This window comes from Blautia sp. 1033sp1_1033st1_G9_1033SCRN_220408, assembly GCF_040929965.1.
In the GTDB taxonomy this organism is placed as follows: Bacteria; Bacillota; Clostridia; order Lachnospirales; family Lachnospiraceae; genus Blautia_A; species Blautia_A ammoniilytica.
The window spans coordinates 151,974-177,958 of the sequence record NZ_JBFKZO010000004.1 but is presented as its reverse complement, the minus strand read 5'-3'; the positions used below and the strand labels follow the sequence as shown (position 1 = coordinate 177,958).

General features: G+C 44.0%; 22 protein-coding genes. 2 read left to right on the top strand and 20 right to left on the bottom strand.

Translation table 11 applies throughout. The features are described 5' to 3' along the window. Positions 1-105: 105 nt before the first annotated feature. From fabD to AB5916_RS05005, 9 genes are all read right to left on the bottom strand, one after another. On the bottom strand, positions 106-1,023 hold the full coding sequence (gene fabD / locus AB5916_RS05045) for an ACP S-malonyltransferase (RefSeq protein ID WP_368189560.1): 918 nt from the start codon (positions 1,021-1,023) through the stop codon (positions 106-108). Further along, positions 1,016-1,996 carry an enoyl-[acyl-carrier-protein] reductase FabK gene (gene fabK / locus AB5916_RS05040; protein ID WP_262582830.1) on the bottom strand — a complete coding sequence of 327 codons (981 nt, stop codon included), beginning with the start codon at positions 1,994-1,996 and terminating at the stop codon, positions 1,016-1,018. Before fabK ends, fabD begins: the two co-directional genes overlap by 8 nt. Before the next feature lie 72 nt (positions 1,997-2,068). Further along, positions 2,069-2,296 carry an acyl carrier protein gene (gene acpP / locus AB5916_RS05035; RefSeq protein WP_158421887.1) on the bottom strand — a complete coding sequence of 76 codons (228 nt, stop codon included), beginning with the start codon at positions 2,294-2,296 and terminating at the stop codon, positions 2,069-2,071. 22 nt (positions 2,297-2,318) lie between these two features. Continuing rightward, the gene (locus tag AB5916_RS05030; protein ID WP_368189557.1) at positions 2,319-3,284 is read right to left on the bottom strand and encodes a beta-ketoacyl-ACP synthase III; all 966 of its coding nucleotides are present in this window, start codon (positions 3,282-3,284) and stop codon (positions 2,319-2,321) included. Between the two features lie 295 nt (positions 3,285-3,579). Beyond that, complete coding sequence (locus AB5916_RS05025; RefSeq protein ID WP_368189555.1) at positions 3,580-4,482, bottom strand: hypothetical protein; 903 nt, start codon at positions 4,480-4,482, stop codon at positions 3,580-3,582. A 213-nt stretch (positions 4,483-4,695) separates the two neighbouring features. Then, complete coding sequence (locus AB5916_RS05020; RefSeq protein WP_262583450.1) at positions 4,696-4,980, bottom strand: AAA family ATPase; 285 nt, start codon at positions 4,978-4,980, stop codon at positions 4,696-4,698. Between the two features lie 154 nt (positions 4,981-5,134). After that, positions 5,135-6,469 (bottom strand): IS200/IS605 family accessory protein TnpB-related protein, encoded by a 1,335-nt coding sequence (locus tag AB5916_RS05015; protein ID WP_368189553.1) that lies wholly within the window; start codon positions 6,467-6,469, stop codon positions 5,135-5,137. 51 nt (positions 6,470-6,520) lie between these two features. Further along, positions 6,521-6,964: an IS200/IS605 family transposase gene (gene tnpA / locus AB5916_RS05010; protein ID WP_158422937.1), complete on the bottom strand. Its 444-nt coding sequence runs from the start codon at positions 6,962-6,964 to the stop codon at positions 6,521-6,523. A gap of 148 nt (positions 6,965-7,112) precedes the next feature. Next, complete coding sequence (locus AB5916_RS05005; protein ID WP_368189551.1) at positions 7,113-7,661, bottom strand: isochorismatase family protein; 549 nt, start codon at positions 7,659-7,661, stop codon at positions 7,113-7,115. Positions 7,662-7,784: 123 nt separating this feature from the next. Between AB5916_RS05005 and AB5916_RS05000 the strand changes: the two genes are divergently transcribed. Further along, complete coding sequence (locus AB5916_RS05000) at positions 7,785-8,846, top strand: hypothetical protein (RefSeq protein ID WP_368189549.1); 1,062 nt, start codon at positions 7,785-7,787, stop codon at positions 8,844-8,846. A gap of 137 nt (positions 8,847-8,983) precedes the next feature. Here the strand turns inward: AB5916_RS05000 and AB5916_RS04995 are convergent, their stop codons facing one another. Further along, positions 8,984-11,830, bottom strand: a complete 2,847-nt coding sequence (locus AB5916_RS04995) for a transglutaminase domain-containing protein (protein ID WP_368189548.1) — start codon at positions 11,828-11,830, stop codon at positions 8,984-8,986. A 419-nt stretch (positions 11,831-12,249) separates the two neighbouring features. Next, positions 12,250-14,715, bottom strand: coding sequence for a transglutaminase domain-containing protein (locus AB5916_RS04990; RefSeq protein ID WP_368189546.1), 2,466 nt, complete (start codon positions 14,713-14,715; stop codon positions 12,250-12,252). Positions 14,716-14,906: 191 nt separating this feature from the next. Between AB5916_RS04990 and AB5916_RS04985 the strand changes: the two genes are divergently transcribed. Next, the gene (locus AB5916_RS04985) at positions 14,907-16,916 is read left to right on the top strand and encodes a DUF2142 domain-containing protein (RefSeq protein ID WP_368189544.1); all 2,010 of its coding nucleotides are present in this window, start codon (positions 14,907-14,909) and stop codon (positions 16,914-16,916) included. Positions 16,917-17,054: 138 nt separating this feature from the next. Here the strand turns inward: AB5916_RS04985 and AB5916_RS04980 are convergent, their stop codons facing one another. The 9 genes from AB5916_RS04980 to AB5916_RS04940 all read right to left on the bottom strand — a co-directional run bounded on the left by AB5916_RS04980 (position 17,055) and on the right by AB5916_RS04940 (position 25,819). Further along, the gene (locus AB5916_RS04980) at positions 17,055-18,635 is read right to left on the bottom strand and encodes a glucose-6-phosphate isomerase (protein WP_294530139.1); all 1,581 of its coding nucleotides are present in this window, start codon (positions 18,633-18,635) and stop codon (positions 17,055-17,057) included. 140 nt (positions 18,636-18,775) lie between these two features. Then, positions 18,776-19,963 (bottom strand): phosphopentomutase, encoded by a 1,188-nt coding sequence (locus AB5916_RS04975; protein WP_368189542.1) that lies wholly within the window; start codon positions 19,961-19,963, stop codon positions 18,776-18,778. 81 nt (positions 19,964-20,044) lie between these two features. Continuing rightward, positions 20,045-21,016, bottom strand: a complete 972-nt coding sequence (locus AB5916_RS04970; protein ID WP_158421215.1) for a D-alanyl-D-alanine carboxypeptidase family protein — start codon at positions 21,014-21,016, stop codon at positions 20,045-20,047. A gap of 82 nt (positions 21,017-21,098) precedes the next feature. Then, positions 21,099-21,791 (bottom strand): 50S ribosomal protein L1, encoded by a 693-nt coding sequence (gene rplA / locus AB5916_RS04965; protein ID WP_158421216.1) that lies wholly within the window; start codon positions 21,789-21,791, stop codon positions 21,099-21,101. A gap of 56 nt (positions 21,792-21,847) precedes the next feature. Beyond that, the gene (gene rplK, locus AB5916_RS04960) at positions 21,848-22,273 is read right to left on the bottom strand and encodes a 50S ribosomal protein L11 (RefSeq protein ID WP_158421217.1); all 426 of its coding nucleotides are present in this window, start codon (positions 22,271-22,273) and stop codon (positions 21,848-21,850) included. A 71-nt stretch (positions 22,274-22,344) separates the two neighbouring features. Continuing rightward, a complete protein-coding gene (nusG, locus tag AB5916_RS04955; protein WP_158421218.1) occupies positions 22,345-22,860 on the bottom strand; it encodes a transcription termination/antitermination protein NusG in 516 nt (171 codons plus the stop codon). A 17-nt stretch (positions 22,861-22,877) separates the two neighbouring features. After that, the gene (gene secE, locus AB5916_RS04950; protein ID WP_158421219.1) at positions 22,878-23,087 is read right to left on the bottom strand and encodes a preprotein translocase subunit SecE; all 210 of its coding nucleotides are present in this window, start codon (positions 23,085-23,087) and stop codon (positions 22,878-22,880) included. 23 nt (positions 23,088-23,110) lie between these two features. After that, positions 23,111-23,260, bottom strand: a complete 150-nt coding sequence (gene rpmG, locus AB5916_RS04945; RefSeq protein WP_117853039.1) for a 50S ribosomal protein L33 — start codon at positions 23,258-23,260, stop codon at positions 23,111-23,113. Between the two features lie 249 nt (positions 23,261-23,509). Then, positions 23,510-25,819, bottom strand: a complete 2,310-nt coding sequence (locus AB5916_RS04940; RefSeq protein WP_368189538.1) for a LicD family protein — start codon at positions 25,817-25,819, stop codon at positions 23,510-23,512. Positions 25,820-25,985: the final 166 nt, after the last annotated feature.

Here is a 25,985-nt window from a genome sequence, read left to right as displayed (position 1 = left end):
CTGTCAGATTTCTGTATCTGTCATGTCTGTGCTTTTATTAGATTCCTGTATCTGTCATATCTGTGCTTCTATCAGATTTTCATCTCTGTTACATTTCTGTTATCGTCATATCTCTGCTGCTGTTTTTTCCAGATCTTCTACTGTCTGTATATTAAAGGTCCTTACATTTTTATCTATCTTTTTTATAAAACCGGTAAGCGTCCTGCCTGGTCCGATCTCCACAAAGGTATCGATCCCGGCACTGATCATCTGCTCCACACTTTGCTGCCAGCGGACGGAAGAGGAAATCTGTCTGGCCAGCAGCGGACGGATCTGTGCAGGGTCTGTTACATACTTTGCCGTAACATTTGTCACATAAGGGATCTTTAGAGATTGGATTTCTGTAGTCTCAAGTACCTTTTCCAGTTTCCTGCCTGCCGCTTCCATCATAGATGAGTGAAAAGGGCCGCTGACTTTTAAAGGAAGGACTCTCCTTGCCCCTGCAGTTTTCAACTGCGCTGCCGCTATTTCCACTGCTGCCTTTTCCCCAGTGATCACAATTTGTCCGGGACAGTTATAATTGGCAATCTCCACTCCATCTATCTTTTCTATCACTTTTTCGATCTCCGGTCCGGTCAGACCAAGCACTGCCGCCATGCTTCCCTTTCCTGCAGGAACTGCCTGTTCCATAAGGATTCCCCTCTTACGTACAGTTACAGCTGCATCCTTCAGGCTGATTCCGCCAGTTGCTTCAATGGCGCAATATTCCCCCAGGCTTAAGCCTGCCGTTACCTCCGGGATCAGGCCATATTCTTCTGTTGCTTTTTCCATAGCAAGACAGGCTGTTAAAAGTGCTGCCTGTGTATATTCGGTAAGATCCAGTTTATCATTTTCTTCAAAGCAAAGCTGTGGCATGTCCAGATCCAGCCAGTGGGACACCTGTTCAAATACCCTGGCAGAAGCCGGATATTTTTCATAAAAATCTTTTCCCATTCCTGCTTTCTGAACTCCCTGGCCGGGAAATATAAATGCGATCCTACTCATAAACTGCAGTTCCTTTCAAAAGAGTTTCCGTCTCCTTCATCAGCTTTTGGATCAAATCCTTGCAGCTCATTTCTTCTTTTATAAGTCCTGCGATCTGTCCGGACATAACGCTTCCGTTTTTCACATCTCCCTCTGTTACTGCTCTTCGTAAGCCTCCCAGTGTAAGCTGCTCCAGTTCCTCGAAAGGTGCGCCCTCAGCCTCTTTTTTCAGATATTCTCTGGTCATCTGATTTCTCAGTGCCCGCACCGGATGCCCTGTAGTACGTCCGGTCACTCTTGTATCTATATCTTTTGCTTTCAGGATCATATCTTTATAATTCTGATGCACCTGGCATTCGGTTGTTGCTACAAAACAGGTGCCCATCTGTACTGCCTGTGCTCCCAGCATAAATGCTGCTGCGATCCCACGGCCGTCACCGATACCGCCTGCTGCGATCACCGGGATTTGTACCCCATCTGCTACCTGGGGCACCAGTGCCATGGTGGTTGTCTCTCCCACATGGCCTCCGGACTCACATCCTTCGGCTACCACTGCATCTGCCCCACACCGCTCCATACGTTTTGCCAGTGCCACAGAGGCAACTACCGGGATCACGCGGATCCCTGCTTTTTTCCACATCTCCATATATTTTTCCGGATTTCCGGCACCTGTGGTAACTGCTTTTACACCCTCTTCTGCGATCACCTGCGCAACCTCATCTGCATAAGGGCTCATCAGCATTACATTTACCCCGAATGGTTTATCTGTTTTCTCTTTTGCCAGCCGGATCTGCTCCCGCACCCACTGTGCCGGTGCATTGGCTGCTCCAATAATACCGAAGCCTCCTGCCTCTGATACAGCGGCTGCCAGATGATGCTCGGCCACCCAGGCCATTCCCCCCTGTATAATGGGGTATTGTATATCAAGTAAATCTGTAACTTTTGTTTTCATAACACTGTCCTTTGCTTTCACAATACTGTTTACTTTTTTCAATATTGCCTCTTACTTTTCAAGTACTATTTCTTACTTTTCAAGTACTATTTCTTACTTTTGCAATACTGCTTCTTACTTTTCCCGGTTCTGGATATAAGCTTCCACATCTCCGATTGTCTGGATTCCTTCCAGGTCTTCTGTAGGAATCTCCACATTAAATTCCTCTTCCAGAGCCATAACCATTTCAAAAAGATCCAGTGAATCAGCTCCCAGATCCTCTTTAAAGGACGTGCTCTCTGTTAATGTTCCTGCCTCTGTTCCCAGTGATTCTGCTACGATTTCTTTAATTCTTTCTAACATGTTCTTTTCTCCTCGTTATTTTTTATTTCCACTCCAGCAGGCTTGCTCCATAAGACAGTCCGGCTCCAAAAGCCGCCAAGACCAGCTTATCTCCTGCCTTGAAACATCCTTTTCGATTCAGTTCATCCAAAAGAATAGGGACGCTTGCCCCGGAAGTATTGCCATATTCCTGAATATTTACAGGAAATTTTTCTTCAGCTTCTCCAAGTCTTTTTGCCACAGACTGAATAATTCTTATATTAGCCTGATGCAAAATATAAAATCTTATCTCTTCCCCAGAAAGCTTTTCCTTTTCCAAAAGCTCCCGGATCACCTGTGGCACACAAGACACAGCAAACTTAAATACCTCTCTGCCATCCATCTCCATGTAGGTTTCCTGCGCATCCGGATGTTCCACATACTGCTTTTGGTTTCTGCTGCTGCAGGTGAGGGCTCTGCCCTTCTCCCCTTCTGAATGAGTGACCTGTGCATATCTGCTCTTCTCATCTGCCTCCAGGAAAACTGCCCCTGCACCATCTCCAAATAAAATACAGGTTCCCCGATCCTTCCAATTGGTAAGATTGGAAAGGCTTTCTGCCCCGATCACAAGCGCATTCCGGTAGATGCCGCTATTCAGATATGCCTGTGCTGTGTTCAGTGCAAAAAGAAATCCTGTACATGCACTGTTCAGGTCAAAACAGGTGGCTCGAACTGCCCCCAGCATCTCCTGCACACTGCAAGCTGTACAGGGAAGAATCTCATTACCTGAAATGGTTGCCACAAGGATCAGATCAACTTCTTCCGGATCCACTTGGGCCTGCTCCAGTGCTCTTTGTGCTGCCTTTGCAGCCATCCTGGCAGTTGTCTCCTGCCATACAATATGTCGTCTTTCCACTCCTGTCCGCTCACGGATCCACTGATCATTTGTGTCCACCATATTGGATAATGCATCATTATCCAATATGTGTTCCGGAACCCAGGAGCCTGTTCCTGTTATTCTTCCTGTCATAATGATTATTCCTGTTTTACTGTTTCGTTATTTTGCAATTGAATTGTTTTACTGCTTGGTTGTGTTGCTTTTTCTGCCTTACTAAGCATCAACCTGCTGTTTGTCTCTTAGCCTAATTTGTTTTTATTTCAAAATATTTTGATTATCAAAGTATATCATACTTTTTTATATTGTCAAGGAAAAAATAGATTGGAATATTTTATATATAAAAAAATAGACCGAAATATTTTGTATAATAAAAAAGATGGATACGGCTATTCTGCAAATTTCAAAATAACCATACCCATTCTTCTATTTATTGAGCTTCATCCCAGTAATCTTCCGCATCCTCAAAGCTGTCGAATTCATCTTCATGATCGTAGTAAAAGTCCTCAGGATCATCATAATCATATACGTCATACTCGTCTTTTCGTGAGGAATTCCCACTCTTGCCGGACGAAGAGCTTCCGGAGGATGAATATCCTCTTGAGTTTCCACTATAGCTGTTTGAGGAACTGCTTACATATCGTATCAGGTCCACCACCTCACCATCCCTGCACACTGCCGAGTATACACTTCCGCCAATATTCCTCCAGGTATAGGTAACCTGCTTCTTCACTTCTCCATTCTCTCTGTAATTTTCCTCCGTCCTCCGATCATAAGGTCCCCACTTAGTGATAGATATATACCTCTGTTCCATCCCCCGGAATGGCTGATCCTTTCGGATTTCTTCTTTGTACCGTTCTTCCTCCTCTTTTTCTTTGCGCCGCTTTTCAGCCTCATAGCGTTCCTGAACAAGCTTTTTTGTCTCTTGCATTTCTTCAGCCAAGTCTCCATTATACTCAGCCGTCTCACTGGGAAGCCTGGATATAACCCAGTATTGACTATCTATATCTTCACCAGACGCTATGTTCTCACAATACTTTGCATATGCCCGAACATATTTTACATTTGCAAGACATCTAGGAACACTGTCCAAACGCCCCACAGATACAGTTTGCCTAAGATCCTCAGGTATTTTTTCCAATAAATCAACTGCCGTAGCATAATTTTCCGCATGAACGGCCTCTACCGCCTTCTTATAATCTTCTTCGTAGTCCTCCATCTGCTGCTGCCATTCATTTTCCTCTTTCAATGCCGAATAATTCCCTGCACAAAATATTGCAATAAGGATGACGAATGCACCAAGCATAACATATGTATTGATTTTTTTCCTCATTCACTTTTCCCCTCGTACATAAAGATTCTGTGAGAATATATGGTATCTTGATTCTCTAACCATCCAATCTACACCATTATACTCTTTTTCACAGTACCACAAAAGTTTTTTCTACACAGTATTCCTCATATTCGATAAAAAAACAGAGAAAATACTCTCCTCAAGTATCTCCTCTGTTTTTAAACTGCCTGACATTTTTCTTTGTATTTGGTATTACAAATCAAATCGGATTTTTAAGTAATCCTCTATCACATCCACACATTTTTCACGGCCTACTCTTGCGCTGTTTAATGTAAGGTCGTAATTCACCAGGTTTGTCCAGTAGCCGCCTCTTGTATAATACTCATAATAATCTGCTCTGTATTTATCTGTTTTGCTGATCAGCTCATGAGCTTCCGGCTCCGAAACCTGCAGCTTTTTCATGATGGATTCCACACAGTTTTTACGTGGAGCTTCGATGTAAATGCTGATCACATTGTCAAAATCTGTGAACCTCACATGGCTAAAGTCACGTGCTTCCAGACGCTTTAGGCGTCAGACTGAATATCGGCGGATACGCCTGTAACTTAGGTCTGCACAGTTATGTGCTTTTTCCATGCCGGATACGGCAGGTTCCCACATTACAGGTAATCCGCTGTATATCTGCCTGTGTTTATGCTGTTTTTAAGATCTCCATTTGCAGATGAAGTTCTCTTAAGTCAGCATAAACACATAAGGTCCTACGCTTTACAGAAGGGACTTTTGCCTCCAGTAAAGACCTTTCCGTTGCCGGAAGGGGTTTTAAAAGTTCTCGGATAAAATATCTCGCCCCGATATTATAAGAAGCCGACAGGTCACAGTTATATCTTTTTCCTGTTGAAAAGGTACACAGACTATGGTTCTTTCCATCTCGCAGGACTATCCCAGACCCATCATATGCCAGACGGCTGGTATTCCACGCACAGGTCCTGGATACATGCACCCCTTTCCTGTGCGCCTGATGCTCACAGCGCTTCTGGATATCCCGTTTTCTCCACAGATGCAGCTTCTGTTTCTTATTCCCTGATATCTTTCCTTTCATCTCCAGATACTCAAATACGATTACATCCGCATGGTTCTCTTCTGCATAAGCGGTAACTGCCCCGGCGATCTTCCTGGCAAGTTCTGTGTTCAGACGTCTGGCATACGCCCATCTTCCACATGCCTGCGCTGAGCCATGTTCCCTCTGGGATCTCCGGATCCGTCCCAGTATGCGGTATATCCGGTCTTTTTCACTGGGAAAGTCGATAAACTTCCTACCCAGGACAGTTCCGTCTGAGCGCATGATAATACAGACCGCATCGGTATTGATCCCCAGATCCACACTGCAGATGATCTGTTCTTTTACCGGTGTTTTCGTCAGTGTTACTTCTTCTGTATAGGAAAAACGCAGGAAATACCGGCGGTGTCTCTTTTCCAACGTAGGGGCCGATGCCTTCTTTCCTTTCCAGTTCCTGCGAAGGTATGCCATATCGGTACGTTTTAAATATACACGGAACCATTTCCAGTCATGCCCGTCGTACAGTTTCAGATATGCTTCATCTTTTCCTTCTGCTCCTTCACGGTACATCACATCCCGGTAAAAGACCGGCATGGCATGATTCTTGCAGGTAAGTTTCGGCCTTCCAGACAGCACTCCGGGCTCTTGTTCTTTCCACTGCCCCAGCCGGGTTTCATACGAAGACACACTTCCAAGTGCATGCTGGATCGCAGATCTGCGGAGGTAAGACGGCATCTTCGGAAAACGAAGATCAAAATCAAACCGGGCTGTGTTTTTCTTCGTCATGTGTACCATATGCTCTGCGGTATTAAAACGCTTTTTTGTCTCCGGGATCTTCCTCAGTTCTTCCCAGACCTGTGCGTAGATCTCTGTCAGGTAACCAACTGCCTGACGATAGACCTCCATTGTTTGACGGACCGGGATATTCTGTTTTCGTATCTCCACACCATAGCTGGATACTGTCCGCATCTTCTTCCACCTTTCCCGTAAAAACAAACAATTCTGGAATGACCCCCGTACTCAGAGCTTTCTCTTTTCTTTTTCCTTCTGGCCTTCGATATAGGCAGATACCTGCTCACGGCTCCGGTCACTGACTGTGACGGCACAATAAGACGGATTCCACAAACGTCCTCCCCACAGTTCTTTTTTCAGTTCCGGATGTAAAAGGAACATCTGACGCGCAAGATTCCCTTTCATGATCTTGATCATATCTGAAATATAAAACTGCGGCCGACAATCCACAAGCATGTGGATATGATCCGGCATGACTTCCATTGCCAGGATCTGAAACCGGTACTCTTCTGCCAGATCCTGCAGCATCTTTTTGCATTCCAGGTCGATCCCGTCTTTTAATACTTTCTTCCTGTATTTCGTACACCAAACCAGATGATACTGCAGAGAATATACGTATCCTCGACCATATGAAAGTTGATTTTTATTTATATTAAATATATCTTTTTCCATGTCTGTATTATACCATATGTATTTCTTTAAGTAAACATTTGTTCTGTATATTTTTTATAAAAATTGCGCGTCTAACTCATCACTGAAGTAACGAGAATGCGACGCGCAGTTATTCAACAATTATGAACTATCCAATGTTATAGATCCATTATTTCTGATCTAAAGCTCTGGCATGTTTTGTATATACTGATGGATCAATTCCAAGCAGATATTCTACAACCTCATCTACAGTTTTAACATCACAGAATTTAGCTTCCATATCGAACATATTCCATTCGATAACACCTGGTGTTCTGTCACCAACACATCCTTCCGGAACAATCGTTTTAAATCCAAGTCCTGTAGAATCCATAACGGAGTGTCTTACGCAGCCACCTGCAGTAGCGCCCATAACGATCACTGTGTCAACTCCAAGGTAATTTAATGTTGCTCCAAGATGTGTACCAAAGAAGTTAGAAACAAATTTTTTATGAATCACCGGCTCGTCTGGTCTTGGTTTGATCTTAGGATCAATTTCCATCCATTCACTGTTAATATCCAGCGTAGTCAGCGGAATCTTTTCATCCCATCTTGGCAGATCCCACTGTGTCTTTCCTGTAAAACCGGTAGTTGTATGGGAGCCAGGAATCAGTCTGCTTTTGGTTATATTATGAATTACACAAATACCCCTACTGTCCAGATGGCACAGGCACTTCATATTGATGCCAGTCTTGTAAGCAAGTGGAAAACCAGTTCCAGAAATCTGTCTGCAAAATCCATCTATTTTGCAGATGTTGTTGATTTTTTTATTTCTTTAAACACATAAGATGAAAACTATGCTTTGAAAGATGCACTTCTTTCTTTTTATCCTCTGGAAGATTTATCAAGTGAAACCTCTCTGCGTGCAACACTGGTCAAAATACTTACGCACAAAAACCTGAATCATCCAAATGCAGACACCCCAATCTGTTCCGACAAAGGAACAGAAACCACTACCTGGATCTACGATGATGATGAAGGTCAGCGTGCAGCTATTTCCAGCCTGTTAGACATGGCTGAAGCCATGAATATTCCCGGAGAGCTTACCTTTGCAGAAGCTGACTCTTTCATCTGGATGATCCATGATGAAGCATATGCCAGTGAATTTTGCCAGCGGATGATTTCTCAGTCCTGTGTATACTTAAATTCATCTGTAATTCTGAAACATCAGGATCTGGTCAGAAAACTGCTTGATAATTGTCATCATTTATTCCGCAACTATAAGCTTCTGAAGTTTGTGAATGTTGTTAATGACATTTATCAGTTCCGAAAAAGAGGGGCTGTTTATGCCATTTTGTCCGCTCCTGCTTTTATTGCTGCAGAACCGGATCTTATGCAGAAGGTTCTAAAGGCCAACCATGTGAGCAAAGACAAGATTGCTCTGTGCCTTGACATTAATTCCAAATTCAGGGAAAAAACAAATCACACGGACAGCAGCCACCGAAACTCCCTTTTCTATATCTTCCGACTGGAATCCATGATCAGACGCACAATGATGCCTTTTATTTCTACCAGCTTAAGCCTTCTATGCGATCAGTCGATTCATGTTGACCACAGATATTATGCTCAGGCTCTCCGAAATATCGGGGATGCACTGTTAGAAAATGACAGTTTGAATGTGGTGCTTGTTACAAATTCCGATAAGATCCAGATCCCCAGGGTCAACTGCTGGTGCAAGCAGAATTCCTGGATTTTCCAGATGGATACTGAAGGCTTCCGTCTCAGTGACGAGCCAAGTATTGTAGGTGCTATTTCCAGTCATATTGAACGTGGAATGGCGCTCATTCCATCAGATTGGAAAGAGCGCCATAGTGTAAGCCGTTATTTATATGATTTTGCCAGTGAAATTGATGATATTGAGTAAATCGCAATTTACAAATTCATTGCATAAGTGTTCAAGATGCGATGATCAGCCTGGGAGTTAGTAATCCGTTACTATCTGCTACATCTCTACAATTCTTCTGTTTTGAATGTAGCATAGCCTTCGCCATCTAAGCTGTTCTACTCCACAGTCACCACACATACACGCCTCTTCTTCCCGGAACGGACCGTGATCCTTGCCCTGCCTTTCTTCTTTGCATATATTTTGCCTTTTGCATTTACAGATACAACTTTACTATTGGAACTTTTAAATGTTACTTTTTCCTGAGAAGTTACCGGAGCTACCGTTGTACGAAGAGTATAGCTTCTTCCTTTTTTCAGCGTCAGCCGTGTATTGCTGATCTTTAAAGCCGTTGTTTTTACAATTCCTTTTTGTACATATACTCGTATCTTTTTGGTATACCCGCTGGCAAGCCTGATGGTAATAATCGTATTTCCTCTTGCTTTTCCAGTTACAACTCCCTTTTGTGATACACGGGCAATCTTTTTATTTCCGGTTGACCAGGATATCACAGAGTCTCCTTTGGCAAGACCTGTCACTTTCACTGTATATTTCTGTTTCACACGCAGACGCAGGCTGGAAACATTCAGCTTTATGGATGGAGTCAGAGCTGGCACTGTAACAGTCACATATGCACCGCAGCTGCAGTAAGCTGTACGAACACCTTCTTCCAGCGCAGTTGCTTCCTTAGTCAGCTGATATTCTCCATAATGATGTCCTGTCGCTGGAATCACTGTGTCAGCTAACCTTGTCTCATTTGTACCTGCTTCATCACTGAAATATTTCCCACAAGCATTGCAAGTCCAATACTCAGTATTTCCTGCTTCTGTGCAGGTAGCTGCTTTGCTGTCTGTCTTATTCAACTGATGCCCGATGGCAGGAAGCACTGTGTCTGCAAGCGTTGTTTCCTTTGTGCCTGCTTCATCACTGAAATATTTTTTGCAAGCACTGCAGTACCAGTATTCTGTATTTCCTGCTTCTGTACAAGTAGCTGCTTTGCTATCCCTCTTATTCAACTGATGTCCTGCTGGAATTGCTGTATCAGCAAGCAATATTTCCTGTCTTCCTTCGCTATCACGAAAATACTTTCCGCAAACAGAACAATTCCAGTACTCTATGTTTCCCGCTTCTGTACAGGTAGCTGCTTTGCTATCCCTCTTGCTTAACTGATGACCTGGCGCAGGAACCACTGTGGCTGCAAGCGTCGTTTCCTTTGTACCTGCTTCATCACTGAAATATTTTTTGCAAACACTGCAATACCAGTATTCCGTATTTCCTGCTTCTGTACAGGTAGCTGCTTTGCTATCCCTCTTGCTTAACTGATGACCTGTCGCAGGAACCACTGTGGCTGCAAGCGTCGTTTCCTTTGTACCTGCTTCATCACTGAAATATTTTTTACAAGCACTGCAGTACCAGTATTCTGTATTTCCTGCTTCTGTACAGGTGGCTTTCTTTCCTTCTGTCTTACTCAACTGATGACCTGTCGCAGGAATCACTGTGTCTGCAAGAGATATTTCCTTTTTTTCATCTTCATCACTAAAATATTTTTTGCAAACACTGCAGTACCAATATGCTGTATTTCCTGCTTCTGTACAGGTAGCTGCTTTGCTGTCTGTCTTACTCAACTGATGACCTGGCGAAGTTTCTGTATCTGTCAGATAACTGTTATACGAAATCAGTGGATAAATAAACGCCTGGGATGTAAATTCAGTGGGAGATGAAAATGTATCCTTTTCAGTTCGTTCTTCCCGAAGTGTATTATGATTGAATCCTTTACTGTTCCATCCTGCCAGAAGATAGGTCGTACGAATGCCGCTTAACTGGTCATCCCAGGTAGCATCTACCAGATACCAGGTATCATTATCCATCTTTACATAGTTCCACATATGTGCTTCCCCGGAACTTGCAGAACTGTTCCTTGCAAAACCGCCAATACATGCACATTCAATACCCAGTTTTCTGCAAAGAATCAGCATTGCTTTTGCATAGCCTTCACATACTACATGTCCATCCCCGATAAACATTGGTCCTGCAGAATGTACTCTCAAGTTGTTCTGTGCATCATACACTGCCTTTTTACACACATAATCATGAATCGCCTTTACCTTCTCGTATAGGCTTTTACCGTTAGTGTCTGCCGCGATCTGGGCGGCTGCAGCATCTGCATTTTCCAGAAAATTATTCATATTATCTGTAATGTTAGTATTATAACCCTCCACCAGAGAAGGCATCATAGTAAACTCTGAAATAATGCCAGTATACTTTCCATTCTGCTCTGTAGCACTGATACTATAAGAATAGCCACTTCCACGCATCCAAAATACTTCCGGATAATCATAGGTGAACGCATCCAGTGCTGCCTGCATATTGACACGCACCTGAAGTATGGCTTCGTCATATGCCTCATCCTGAACCAGCTGGTTATCTTGGACCTTCGCCTCAAAAGTAACTGGTTTGCTGGCCTGATACTCATAAGAAACTCCATTAAATGTGCTGTAATTCACAAACAAATTGGAAACATATGTGTTATAGACTTCCAACGCCATCCCATCTAACTGATGGCCATAAGATCCATCATATTCTTCCAGTGAAAATACATGAATCCCATCTATATCTCCTGGTTCTCCGTTCACGATCAATGGAGAAGCCAGTTCCTCTTCCACATACTCCAGAATAGTTCCTTCCTGGAGATCCTGTGCATTTGTATCTGCACCGTCTGTAAACAGGTGGTCTTCTGTCTCCGAATCAACACCTGAAGTAAATTTCGCCTCCTGACTTTCTTCCCCTGCAGTCACTTCTTCCGGCTGTTCCGATTCTTCATCCTGAACATCTGTTATCTCTTGGGCTACAGCATCTGTGGCGGCAACATCTTCCACATCATAAAACACTTCCCCATACACTCCAGAAGGTGATACTCCAAGAAGCACAGCCAATACTCCAGCCAGAATCTGATTTCGTTTTTTCATATACATCTCTCCATTTTTCTGCTAATACGGTCTCTGTGTGCTACTATAAGTATACCATTACATAGCTTTCCTTTCCAGTTGTTTTTCGCTGCCATGGGATTATGAAAAATATTGCAATTCATAATAGTATTCAAGTCGAGCAGCTGCGAGACTTGGCGCGTGATTCTGGTCAGCGTAAGCTGACATATTCTTTACAGAATCACTGTGCATCCTCGCGGAGCGTTTATCTCAGTCGAAGATTGGACTCCCACTGAGACGAACTTACTGTTACTCACCACCTGAAAGAGTTGGGAGTCTTCTCGACTGAGATAATGCGCTGAAAGGCATTTGCTCCCAGCGCATTATTTCAAACTATATAGCCAAAAATTTCTCTTTTTCAGTGACTTCTGCTTACATTTTCCAATGCATTCTAAACTGTTCTACTTCACAGTCACCACACATACACGCCTCTTCTTCCCGGAACGAACCGTGATCCTTGCCTTGCCTTTCTTCTTTGCATATATTTTGCCTTTTGCATTTACAGATACAATTTTACTATTGGAACTTTTAAAGGTTACTTTTTCCTGAGAAGTTACCGGAGCTACCGTTGTACGAAGAGTATAGCTTCTTCCTTTTTTCAGCATCAGCCGTGTATTGCTGATCTTTAAAGCCGTTGTTTTTACGATTCCCTTTTGTACGTATACCCGTATCTTTTTGGTATACCCGCTGGCAAGCCTGATGGTAATAATCGTATTTCCTCTTGCTTTTCCAGTTACAACTCCCTTTTGTGATACACGGGCAATCTTTTTATTTCCGGTTGACCAGGATACCACAGAATCTCCCTTAGCAAGACCTGTCACTTTCACTGTATATTTCTGTTTCACACGCAGACGCAGGCTGGAAACATTCAGCTTTATGGATGGTGTCAGAGCCGGCACTGCAACAGTCACATATGCACCGCAGCTGCAGTATGCTGTGCGGATGCCTTCTTCCAGCGCAGTTGCTTCCTTAGTCAGCTGATATCCTCCATAATGATGTCCTGTTGCTGGAATCACAGTGTCAGCTAACCTTATCTCATTTGTACCTGCTTCATCACTGAAATATTTCCCACAAATATTGCAAGTCCAATACTCAGTATTTCCTGCTTCTGTACAGGTGGCTGCTTTGCTGTCTGTCTTATTCAACTGATGCCCTGTGGCAGGAAGCACTGTGTCTGCAAGCGTTGTTTCCTTTGTGCCTGCTTCATCACTGAAATATTTTTCACAAACACTACAATACCAGTATTCCGCTTTTCCTGCTTCTGTACAGGTGGCTTTCTTTCCTTCTGTATGCAGCATATTGTTATGCCCACAGTATATCTGAAACCGAATAGTTATGTTTCCTATATATTCTCCGATTCCATGGATTGTCACTTCTGCTGTACCAATATCCTGATTATCTTTATAAATCACTCTATAATCAGTATCCTTAGCCAAAACTTTACCATTACAAACAACTTGCACCTCTGGCCGGATAGCATTTCCTGTATATGCATATGCATCTGATTCCATTGAGGCCGCTGCCTGTGAAAGGAATATTTTACCTATTATATCTGTCAGATAACTGTTATCCGAAATCAGTGGATAAATAAACGCCTGGGGTGTATATTTAGTGGGAGATGAAAATGTATCCTTTTCAGTTCGTTCTTCCCGAAGTGTATTATGATTGAATCCTTTACTGTTCCATCCTGCCAGAAGATAGGTCGTACGAATGCCGCTTAACTGGTCATCCCAGGTAGCATCTACCAGATACCAGGTATCATTATCCATCTTTACATAGTTCCACATATGTGCTTCCCCGGAACTTGCAGAACTATTCCTTGCAAAACCGCCAATACATGCACAGTCAATACCCAGTTTTCTGCAAAGAATCAGCATTGCTTTTGCATAGCCTTCACATACTACATGTCCATCCCCGATAAACATTGGTCCTGCAGAATGTACTCTCAAGTTGTTCTGTGCATCATACACTGCCTTTTCACACACATAATCATGAATCGCCTTTACCTTCTCGTATAGGCTTTTACCGTTAGTGTCTGCCGCGATCTGGGTAGCTGCAGCATCTGCATTTTTCAGAAAATTATTCATATTATCTGTAATGTTGGTGTTATACCCATCCACAAGAGAAGGCTTCATAGTAAACTTTGAAATAACGCCAGTATACTTTCCATTCTGTTTTTTAGAACTGATACTATAAGAATATCCACTTCCACGCATCCAGAATACTTCTGGATAATCATAGGTGAACGCATCCAGTGCTGCCTGCATATTGACACGCACCTGAAGTATGGCTTCGTCATATGCCTCATCCTGAACCAGCTGGTTATCTTGGACATTCGCCTCAAAGGTAACTGGTTTACTTGCCTGATACTCATAAGAAACTCCGTTAAATGTGCTGTAATTCACAAATAAGTTGGAAACATATGTGTTATAAACTTCCAACGCCATCCCATCTAACTGATTGCCATAAGAGCCATCATATTCTTTCAGTGAAAATACATGAATCCCGTCTGTGTCTCCTGGTTCTCCGTTCACGATCAGCGGAGAATCCAGTTCCTCTTCCACATACTCCAGAATAGTTCCTTCCTGAGGATCCTGTACATTTGTATCTGCATGGTCTGTAAACAGATTTTCTTCTGCCTCAGGATTAATACCAGCGGTAAATTCTGTTTCCTGTCCTTCTTCCCCTGCAGTCACTTCTTCTGGCTGTTCCGATTCTTCATCCTGAACATCTGTTATCTCTTGGGCTACAGCATCTGTGTCGGCAACATCTTCCACATCATAAAACGCTTCCCCATACACTCCAGAAGGTGATACTCCAAGAAGCACAGCCAATACTCCAGCCAGAATCTGATTTCGTTTTTTCATATACATCTCTCCATTTTTCTGCTAATACGATCTCCGTTTGCTACTGCAAGTATACCATTGCATGGCTTTCCTTTCCAGTTGTTTTTCGATACCATACGTTAATCTGGCAGCACATGCTGTATTGCGTAATCCTTCCACATTGGTTATAATTATTTCATCCAAAACTATTGAGAACACGGAGAATCTATTTCATGGACAAGCAAAAAACACTCCCCAAAAACTTAAGACGCATTCTTCCTTTCCTGGTTTTTCTTCTTTTTATAAGCGGCGTATGTGTCATTGTTTACAAAGCCCAGTTCCGGTATGATCTGCACAAACCGGTTCAATATATCATGATGACAACCCACAAGACCAACGGCGAAGTCATCCTTACCAAAGATTCGCCTTCTCTTACAGAAGAATTTTCCTGTTCGGTACCTGAACTGAGAGCATTTTCAATGGAGTGCACTGCCTATCGTGCCAGTTCAGATGCCAGGATTTCCATTACCTTATCTGATACTGAAAGCGGCCAGATCCTTTACAGGGACAGCCAGAAAATCACCGGATTAATCAAGACTTCCAATTCCAGATACCTGAAATGCTCCTTAGATGAGGAATTTACAGACTCTGAATCCAGGCTTCTCCGGCTGGAGCTTACCCTGGAACATGCACAGGATACAACTTTGCACTTTACAGCAAATCAGAGACAGATCCTTGTATCTTCTTTTAATGACAACCCTGCAGACCACAGCAATGTGATTTATTCCCTCAGCTACAGTGACAACAGCTTTATGTCTCTGTTTTATGCTGTTTTATGTGCTGCCCTGCTGCTTTTTGCTGCACTGGCTTATTATCTGATTATGATTCGCTGCCAGAAGATCCAGCAGTTTTTTGTACCGCTTGCACTTATGCTTGGTCTTATTTTTCAATGCCTTGTTACTGTCCACGGCGTGCCGGACGAGTCCACGCACCTTGACACTGCATATAAGTATTCCAACCAGATCCTTTTTGTACAATCCACTGATACACCTGGCACCATTTACAAAAGGGAATGCGATGCAAGATTAAGTGAAATGCTGGCAAATGGTCTGGAAAGCAACTCCTATTATCAGCTGCTTTTTCATACCTTAGAACGGCCTTCTGATACACAGCTGGTACAGGTTTCCTATATCGATGGCACCAATCTGGTTCCCGGGATCGTATACCTGCCTGCAGCTCTTGGCATCAGTGTGGGACGGATTCTTGGGCTTTCAGCAATGCTTACTTTCCAGCTTGGCCGTATCTTTAACCTGCTGGTGTTTATCCTGCTGATCCGGCTGGCTATCGGTGTAACACCATACTGGAAAAACCTTTTCGGTGCCCTTGGATTGCTTCCTATCACCTTGCAGCAGGCTGCCTCTGCCTCTTATGACGCTATTATCAATGGACTGGTCTTCCTGTTCATTGCCTTGTGTTTCCATTGCCAAAACACTCAGGTCCTCCATAAGAAGCAATTGATTCCAACAGGGATACTTGCTGTTTTCGTGGCTGTGATCAAAGGCGGCGTATATCTGCCGTTGCTGTTTCTTTTGATTCTGTGTTTTCATCACAGGTCATCAGGAATGTATCCTGCCCGGAAACGTAAGCTGCTTCTTGGATCAGTTCTTGCCTTTGTCCTGCTATCAGCACTTGCCCTTGTAAAATTCATGCCTGTATTTCATGACTTTCTGACTTCTGCAGCTGCTATTGACCAGGAAAATTCATTATATACTATTCCTTACGTACTTCAGCACCCGCTGCACACCGTTTATCTGCTGTGGAATACACTGATGAAATGCGGAGATGATCTTGTTCGTGGACTTCTTGGAGGCATGCTTTCCTGGCTGGATTTCCAGATAAATTGGATCTTTATTATTCTCCTGCTGATCTGCCTGCTTCTGCTTATAAATGTTAACGATGACAACAAAAGGCTTTCCCGTAAAGCACAGCTTGTGATTTCAGGAAGCTGTCTGCTATCCACACTGCTGATCATGCTTTCCATGCTGGTAGGATATACAAAGATGAAATGGAATTATATCCAGGGGCTCCAGGGGCGGTATTTCCTGCCACTTGCACCTGCATTTTTCCCATTGCTGACCACAAATATAGTGTCTGTAAATGTAAAGCAGGCATCCCGCACCTGGATGGTACTTATTGGTACAGAGATCTTACTGGTGCTGCAGATGGCAGCCATGATCCTGTAACATATTCATATTAATTATTGCAACAAAAAGCACAGTAGTTAAAGTCCATATTTTTGGACAATAACTTCTGTGCTTTTTAAATTAAGGGCTTTCACCCTCAAAACCTTATTAATATTGATTCATATACCTGATCGCACATCAGATGTTCAGAAGATCGCTTAATTCCTTCAGTGCACCCTCTGTCTCATGTGCAAGAACCTTTTTAGCCAGAACCTTTCCAAGCTGTACGCCTTCCTGGTCAAAGCTGTTTAAGTTCCATACAAAGCCCTGGAACATAACCTTGTTCTCAAAGTGAGCAAGAAGAGCCCCCATTGCCTCAGGTGTAAGCTGCTCTCCAATGATAATGCTGGAAGGACGGCCGCCCTTGAAGTTCTTATTCTGGTTCTCATCTTCTTTGCCGCAGGCAAAAGCAACGATCTGTGCAGCAACGTTTGCACAAAGCTTCTGCTGGCTGGTGCTTCCCTGGATTACAACATCTGTACCCATCTGGTTGTTCTTAAAGCCAATGAACTGCAGCGGGATAATGTCAGTTCCCTGATGAAGCAGCTGATAGAAGGAATGCTGGCCGTTTGTACCAGGCTCACCGAAAATAACCGGTCCTGTCACATAATCTACAGGCTCGCCAAATCTGTTGACAGACTTTCCATTTGACTCCATATCCAGCTGCTGAAGGTGTGCCGGGAAACGGCTCAATCCCTGTGAATATGGTAATACAGCTGTGCTTGGATAACCAAGTACATTTCTCTCATATACACCGATCAGTGCATCCAGCATTGCCGGGTTCTGGAAAATATCCTCATTCTTTGCAAGGGCATCCTCTTCTCCTGCGCCTTTCAGGAACTGCGCAAATACATCCGGACCAAAGGCCAGGGATAATACTGCACCGCCTACTGCAGATGTGGAAGAGTAACGTCCACCGATATAGTCATCCATAAAGAATGCTGCCAGATAATCATCACTCTTTGCAAGAGGTGAAGTCTCACTTGTAACTGCGATCATATGCTTGGAAGCATCCAGTCCTGCATTCTTCAGGGCATCTTTTACAAAAGATTCATTGGTAAGTGTCTCAAGGGTTGTTCCTGATTTGGAAACCAGGATAAAGATAGAATGAGCAACATCAATAGATGCCAGAACTGCTGCTGCATCATCCGGATCTACATTGCTGATGAACTTCGCTTCCATCTTGAATTTATTATTTCTCTTTGCCCAGTTCTCAAGAGCAAGATACATGGCTCTCGGTCCAAGGTCACTTCCGCCGATACCGATCTGAACAACTGTAGTGAATTTCTCACCTGCTGCGTTTGTGATCTCACCTGCATGAACTTTATTGGCAAAATCTGCGATCTTCTCCTGCTGCTCTACATAGAAAGCACGTTTATCAACACCATCAGCCTCTACCTTGTCTCCAAGCTGGCCACGTGTCATATGATGAAGAACAAGACGTTTCTCTCCTGTATTGATCACCTCTCCATTGTAAAGAGCCTGAAACTTCTCTGTAAGCTGTGCTTCTTCTGCCAGCTTCTTCAATGCTTCCAGCACCTGGTCATCCACTGCTTTTGCAGCGTAATGATAAGTCAGTCCTGCAGCCATGGGAACGCTGTATTTCTTCACACGCTCTGCGCCGCCCTCACCCTTCATCACATCTGCAACATCAACCTTCGCAGTCTGTGAAAGCTCTTTAAACGAATCAAGTGTATCCAGGTTTTTCCAGGTAATCATGATTGATTCCTCCTTAATCGTAATCTGTTCTTGTATTTTCTCTTTATTCAAAGCCATTATAATATTAAGGATGCTTAAATTCAACCCCGTTCTTTCCGGAATTATTCTTTTCAAAAAAGTGAAACATCCTTACATCAGCTTCAGGCCAGCAATCCTCCAAGTGTATGCCCGATCATTCCCTCTGCAGGAGAAAGGCCGAAATTATCCAGAATGGTAGCGCCTGACACTGCAAAGGTATCCTGAACCGGCAGCTGCCCGCCTTTCAAGCCAGGTGAATAAATCAGCAGCGGAGTCTGCTCTCTGGTATGGTCTGTGCCTGTATAGGTCGGATCATTTCCGTGATCTGCAGTGATCATCAGAAGGTCGTCTTTCCGGATCAAAGGCAGCAGCTGTGTCAGCTTTTCATCGAACTTCTCCAGTTCGCTGCCATACCCTTCCGGGTTCCTTCTGTGTCCCCACAAAGCATCAAAATCCACAAGATTTACAAATGTCAGACCATGAAAATCCCTTTTTGCAATTTCTATGGTCTGTTCCATTCCCTGCACACTGCTGTCAGAATGGTATTTTTCAGTAATGCCCTGATTGTTGAAAATATCTGCGATCTTGCCTACACTGATCACATCATATCCTGCATCCTTTAATATATCCAATGCAGTCTTCCCAAAGGGACTTACTGCATAATCGTGGCGGTTCGGTGTCCGCTTAAACTCTCCCTTTTTGCGTCCCACGTAAGGTCTTGCGATCACACGGCCTACCTTCCATTCATCCTTCATGGTGATCTCACGGGCGATCTCACAACATCTGTATAATTCATCCAGACCAAAGGTCTCTTCATGCCCTGCAATCTGCAGCACGGAATCTGCAGAAGTATAAACGATCATATCTCCTGTGCGGATCTGATGCTCTCCCAGGTCATCCAGGATCTTAGTGCCGCTCTCCGAACGGTTTCCTACAATCTTATGACCGGTTCTTTCTTCTAATTCATGGATCAGTTCCGGTGGAAAACCATGCTCTGTAAATGTTTTAAATGGTGTGGTGATATGCAGCCCCATCATCTCCCAGTGACCGGTCATGGTATCCTTCCCCAGGCTAGCTTCATTTAAGCGGGCATAATATCCTAAAGGATGATCAGAAGGTGCCACATGTGAAAGTGTGCACAAATTCCCAAGCCCCAGCTTTTCCATAGCCGGAAGCTTCAGTTCTTTTACTGTTTGGTCAATGTGTCCAAGAGTATCTGCACCTGCATCTCCATACTCTGCAGCATCCTTCATAGCTCCAATTCCAAGAGAATCAATTACGACCAGAAAAATACGTTTATATTTTCTCATTTGGCTACCTCTTTCTTTTAATTAGCCTATCGCTCTTTCTTTCATCTGCTCAGTCTTTCACAGCTCATTTTACACCATCTTTCACTTTCCGTCCACAACTCTCCCCAGACGGTTGTATATGGTATAAGCATCTTCAATGTGGGGAATAGGATCGTTGTCGCTATATGCTCCTGCTGTCACCAGAATGTACTCTCTGTCTTTAATCCTGGCAAAGCTTGCAAGGCAGTGGCCAGCCACATCCGTATACCCAGTCTTCCCGCCCAGTATCTCTCCTCCGGTTACAGACGGATCAGGCATATTCTTAAGCATACTGCTGTAATAGGTGATCCCGTCCGGGTGAAGGTTGGTTCCCTGGGAAGTATGTCTGACTGCCTGGGCAATCTTGCGAAATACCGGATTATGCACTGCATAACGCATAAGAACTGCAATGTCCCGGGCTGTACTGTAATGCTCAGGATCATGGAGTCCTGTACAGTCACAAAAATGGGTTCCATCCATCCCAAGCTTTTTTGCTTTCTCATTCATTTTTTCCACAAATTTTGCTTCGGAACCGGAAATATCCTGTGCCAGTGCCAGACAGCACTCTGCTCCGGATGGCAGCATAACACCATATAACAGATCCAGAGCTGTTACCTTCTCACCAAGCTGAAAGCCTGCCTGAGTGGCATCATGCTTGTACAACTGATCAATGTCATCCCCTGAAAGGGTTATCTGCTTCTGCAATCCTGGTAGTGCCTCTATAGCTACAATCGCTGTCATAACCTTTGTCATGGAGGCCGGGTACATCCGTTCCTCTCCTGATACCTGACTGATCACCTTACCGCTTCTTTCATCCATAAGAACTGCACAGGTACTCCAGATCCCGGACAAATCTAGGTCAGCAATCACAGGAGAAGAAAATTTCCCTGCTATGTCTGCTGCAAAAGAACTAACACCTCTATTCCATCCCAGGGCACATCCAAAGGCTGTCAATGCCAGAATCTGCACCAACAGACAAATCAGCAGCCGTTTTCTATAATTTCTCCGTCTGCGTTTCCTTCGCCCTGCTGCCATCCTTTCTCCTCCTTAATACAGGAAAGCCTCCCCGGTGCCCATACTGGCTCCGGCGGAGGCTTTATCTTACTGTCTTAATCTATTAAGCTAATTTCATTGGGTTGATCTTCACACCAGGTCCCATTGTAGGAGCGATTGTAACGCTTCTTAAATACTGACCTTTCAGTGTGCTTGGTCTTGCCTTTAAAATAGCTCCAATCAGCGTCTGGAAGTTGTCGCTTAACTGCTCCTCGGTAAAGGAAGCTTTACCAACCGGAACATGGATGATATTTGTTTTGTCAAGACGGTACTCGATCTTACCGGCTTTGATATCATGAACCGCTTTTGTAACATCCATGGTTACAGTACCAGCTTTCGGGTTTGGCATTAAACCTTTCGGTCCAAGTACACGACCCAGACGTCCTACAACGCCCATCATGTCAGGTGTTGCAACAACAACGTCGAAATCCAGCCATCCTTCGTTCTGGATCTTCGGAATAAGCTCCTCAGCTCCTACGAACTCAGCGCCTGCTGCCTTTGCTTCCTCAGCTTTAGCGTCTCTTGCGAATACAAGAACACGAACCTTTTTACCTGTTCCGTGTGGCAGAACAACTGCACCACGGATCTGCTGATCTGCATGACGTCCATCGCAGCCTGTACGGATATGAACTTCGATGGTCTCGTCAAACTTTGCAACTGCAGCTTTTTTCACTAAGCTGATTGCTTCTGCGGTATCATATAATGTTGAGCGGTCAACTGCTTTCGCAGCTTCCACATATTTCTTTCCTCGTTTCATTTCTATAACCTCCTGTGGTATTTGCGGGGAAAAGCCCTCCCACTATCTACTTATAATCAATCAACTACTTCGATTCCCATACTTCTTGCAGTACCAGCAATCATGCTCATAGCTGCTTCGATGGATGCTGCATTCAGGTCTTTCATCTTCAGCTCTGCAATCTCCTGAACCTGAGCCTTTGTAACCTTTGCAACTTTTGTTTTGTTCGGTACGCCGGAACCAGATTTGATGTTTGCAGCTTTCTTAAGAAGAACTGCAGCCGGCGGAGTTTTGGTTATGAAGCTGAAACTTCTGTCTGCGTAAACAGTGATAACAACCGGAATGATCATATCACCCTGATCAGCTGTTCTTGCGTTAAACTCTTTTGTAAACTGAACGATATTTACACCGTGCTGTCCAAGAGCTGGACCTACAGGTGGTGCTGGAGTTGCTTTACCAGCGGGAATCTGTAATTTTATATAGCCTGTTACTTTTTTTGCCATTTTCGGCACCTCCTATGTGGTATTGGCGGGGGTATATCCCTCCCACGATATCGTGTTACCTGATTAATAATTTACATTTTCTTGATCTCTGCGAAACTGATCTCTACCGGTGTTTCGCGACCGAACAGTTCAACATTGATAGTCACAACCTGTTTTGGCAGATTAATAGCTGATACAACACCTGTGGTATCTTTCCAGGCTCCGCCTGTTACCACAACCATGTCTCCTTCTTCAAAATCCACCTGAACGCTCTCCTCATGGATGCCAAGGGGCTGCATTTCTGCTTCTGTCAGAGGCACCGGCTTGGATCCCGGCCCTACAAATCCCGTAACTCCCCTGGTGTTGCGGACAACATACCAGGTATCATCATTCATGATCATGTTGAGGAGCACATAACCCGGAAACATTTTTTTCTGGACAGATTTGGCAACGCCATTCTTCATCTCCACTACATCCTGCAGCGGAACACGAACCTCCAGGATCTGGTCTTCCAGATGTCTGTTCTCAATTGTTTTTTCAATGTTGGCCTTTACCTTGTTCTCATACCCTGAATAGGTATGAACCACATACCATTTTGCTTCTGACATACAATCCACCTTTGTCCTTATTTAATTAAAAGATTTATGCATTCCAGAATGCCTGCATCCATCACGCTGATGATCACGCCCAGCAGAATTGTCACGATCAGAACGACGATTGTCTGTTTGATAAGAGTAGGACGGTCTGTCCAAATGATCTTTTTGAACTCGGCCTGAACTCCCTGAAAGAAACCCTTCTTCTGGCTTTTATCAGCAGATTTTTCTTTTCCTTGCATAGCCTAACCTCACAATCTCGTGACTACTTTGTTTCCTTGTGCATTGTGTGTCTCTGGCAGAATTTACAATATTTCTTGGTTTCCATTCTCTCAGGATGGTTTTTCTTTTCCTTAGTCATATTGTAGTTCCGCTGCTTGCACTCCGTACATGCTAATGTAATCCTAACGCGCACAACTTCCACCTCCAGTGTTTTCATTTGCACGGTCTTCTTTTGCCTTCAAAAAGCATATCCGTCACCAATTTCGGGCATAAAAAAAAGACCTAACTTCCATGTCGCTTGTCAAGTGTACCACAAAACATACCTGTCCGTCAAGTCTTTTCCTGTAATTTCAGATTAGCTTTTCTATAGTTTTTCTATAGTCTTTTTCTATAAATCCTTTTCTATAAATTTGTACTGCCCTTTAAAATATGTTTTCCGGAATCAATTCCAGTAATTCTCAATTTCTTTTTTCAGGGTTTCCATGCCTTTACATCCAAGAATATACAGATAGATTTCAAAAATCTCTTCATCCGGCACAAAGATTTCCTGAGTCTTCAGACTCCGCAGCGTAGCCTGGTGATAAGGGGCAAGAAAGCTTTCCAATCGTGGGAAATCCTTATTCTTGTACAGATTTACGATCACATCCTTATGGGTTGTGTAATATTTTTCCAGACGGATCTTCTCTGCACAGAACTGTACATACTCCCAGCACCAGGTGGCATAATCGGTTTTAGGATTCTTCATATCTTCCATAGTCTGCCAGTTTTCACCGGTAAGGGGCATCCTGTCACCGATATGTGAAATGCTTCCATCAGCCACACAGCTTCTCACCAGTTTTTTCAGGTCTTCCACAGTACCATACCTGGATAACCAGGCATCCAGAAACTCTTCTCCCTTTCCGGATGCAGCATATTCTGCTGCCTTGTGGCTTCCCATATATAGATCCTGCAGGATCAGGGAGGAAAGCTCCTTTCTTGCATAAGATTTCCCTGCATATTCCATAGCCTTCCGATAGTTCTCAAAGGCCTGTTCCGTCTGACCCTGCTTCTTTCTTGCATCGCCTGCAAGCTTATACACCTGAGCCAGCTTATCTTTGTGGATCTGATAATCCTTAACCTTTTCAGCGATCCATTCCAGTTCCCCGGGCTCTTCCGTGTACAGGATCTCTGTGCGAAGCTTTGCCAGCTCCCCAGGATATCCAAGCCGTTCCCATGCCTTTGTCAGTGCCGGGCCATACAGTTCCCTGTTCTTTTTTCTTCTGCCATTCTCCCGCACCTGTACAAAAGCAGTCATCTCATCGGTAAGAAGCTCCATTTCTTTTACTGTTCTGGCAGTGCTGACCCGTGTCAGATATACCAGGCTTTTCATCCGTTCCGAACGTGGCAGAAGCCGGAACCAGAGCTCTGCCAGATTCCGTGCTGCTTCTTTTTCCCTATTTGCAAGAAGTGCCTGGCAGGTATCCCCGGCCTGTTGTTCATATAGTGCAAGAAACAGATCCAGTTCCTTATGCACGATCATATTTGAAGTTTTCTCCCTTGCCTGTGCAAATACAACAAGAGCATCTGCACATCTTCCCCGCATCCACAGAAGCTCTCCTCTGTATTTCAGGAAATAACCATCCTCTGGAAATTTACGCAAGGCCTCTTCGATAAAACGTTCTGCCTCTGTGCCATCCTGAGTTTCTCTGGCCTCTTCCATATAAAATCTGCCAAGAAATCTGGTGATCTGAAGATGATTCGGATATTTCTCATGAAGGGAAAGAGCTGTCTCTTTTGCAGAAGGTTTCTTGCCGCCGGCATAGTCTGCAATGGCATGCCTGAATCGTTCCAGATCCTTTTCCTGCTCTATTCCTGTCACATTTCTGAAAAATCCCTCTGATTCTTCTTGCCCACTGTCCTTAGTTCCGGAAAGAATGCGAAGCTTGCTATGCATAATCGCCCGTTGTAATCTGCCCTTTCGGATCCCCGGCAGATAGTCTTCCCTTAACTCCTGATAGCTGATTCCTTCAACTGTTGCAGATCTTTGCGCATCCTCTTCTGCCGGAAATTGAAAATCCGTCCATTCATCCCCGTAAACCTGCGTCAGATATTCACTGGCCTTCCCTGGGATCATTGCCTGCACTCCCTGGAAATCACAGGTTCTCCCAGGAAATAATATCTCTTTTTCCATAAAAAGAAAGCGTTCTCCCACATGTACTGCAAATTTGCTGCAGTCTTCCTCTCGAAAGGCCTGCATACGCTTTTCCAGTTTTCCAAGGACATGCCTTTTCCCTGTAAGTCTGCCAGAAAGATAATATCTGTAATATCTGGATGGTGAAATCCCCCAGGACAGTCCATGTACCTCCTGTGAATCTGTAAGATCCAGGTAAAGCCCCAGATCCCTCCTGTATTTCTCAAAGGCTTCCTCAGACACCGGATCCAGTATCCTGATATGGATCCGCTCCCCTGCAGGTCCTGACCCCAGAATCTGCTGTTTTTCCAGGGCACAGCCAAAATCCTCACCATATCCTGCCATGGGCTCAGGGTAAAGTATCCTGTCCTTAGGCAATTCTTTCCCGGCTATCTCCCCAAGCCGGTTCCAGTCTGCCCTTGGCATGTAAACCTTTATTTCTGTCTCTCCACCGGCAAATCCGGCTCTTCCTACTGCAGCAAGTGTTGACTCTTCTGCCAGTACATACCGAAGCTCATTCTCTTGACATATGTGATCCAGCTCCTGAAAAAGCTTTAACAGATGCTCTTGTTTCTCTGTCATTTTTATCATTCCCCTTATGTAAAAGTCCCGTAACTGTAAAAGCAATGAACAGTTGCAATGTCTCTAAAATAATAACATACTTTTACAAATTATAGAATAATATTTTACATTTTTCTTTCTGCCAGTGGTTTGCTTTGCAGTTTCACCGGCATATGATATAATGACA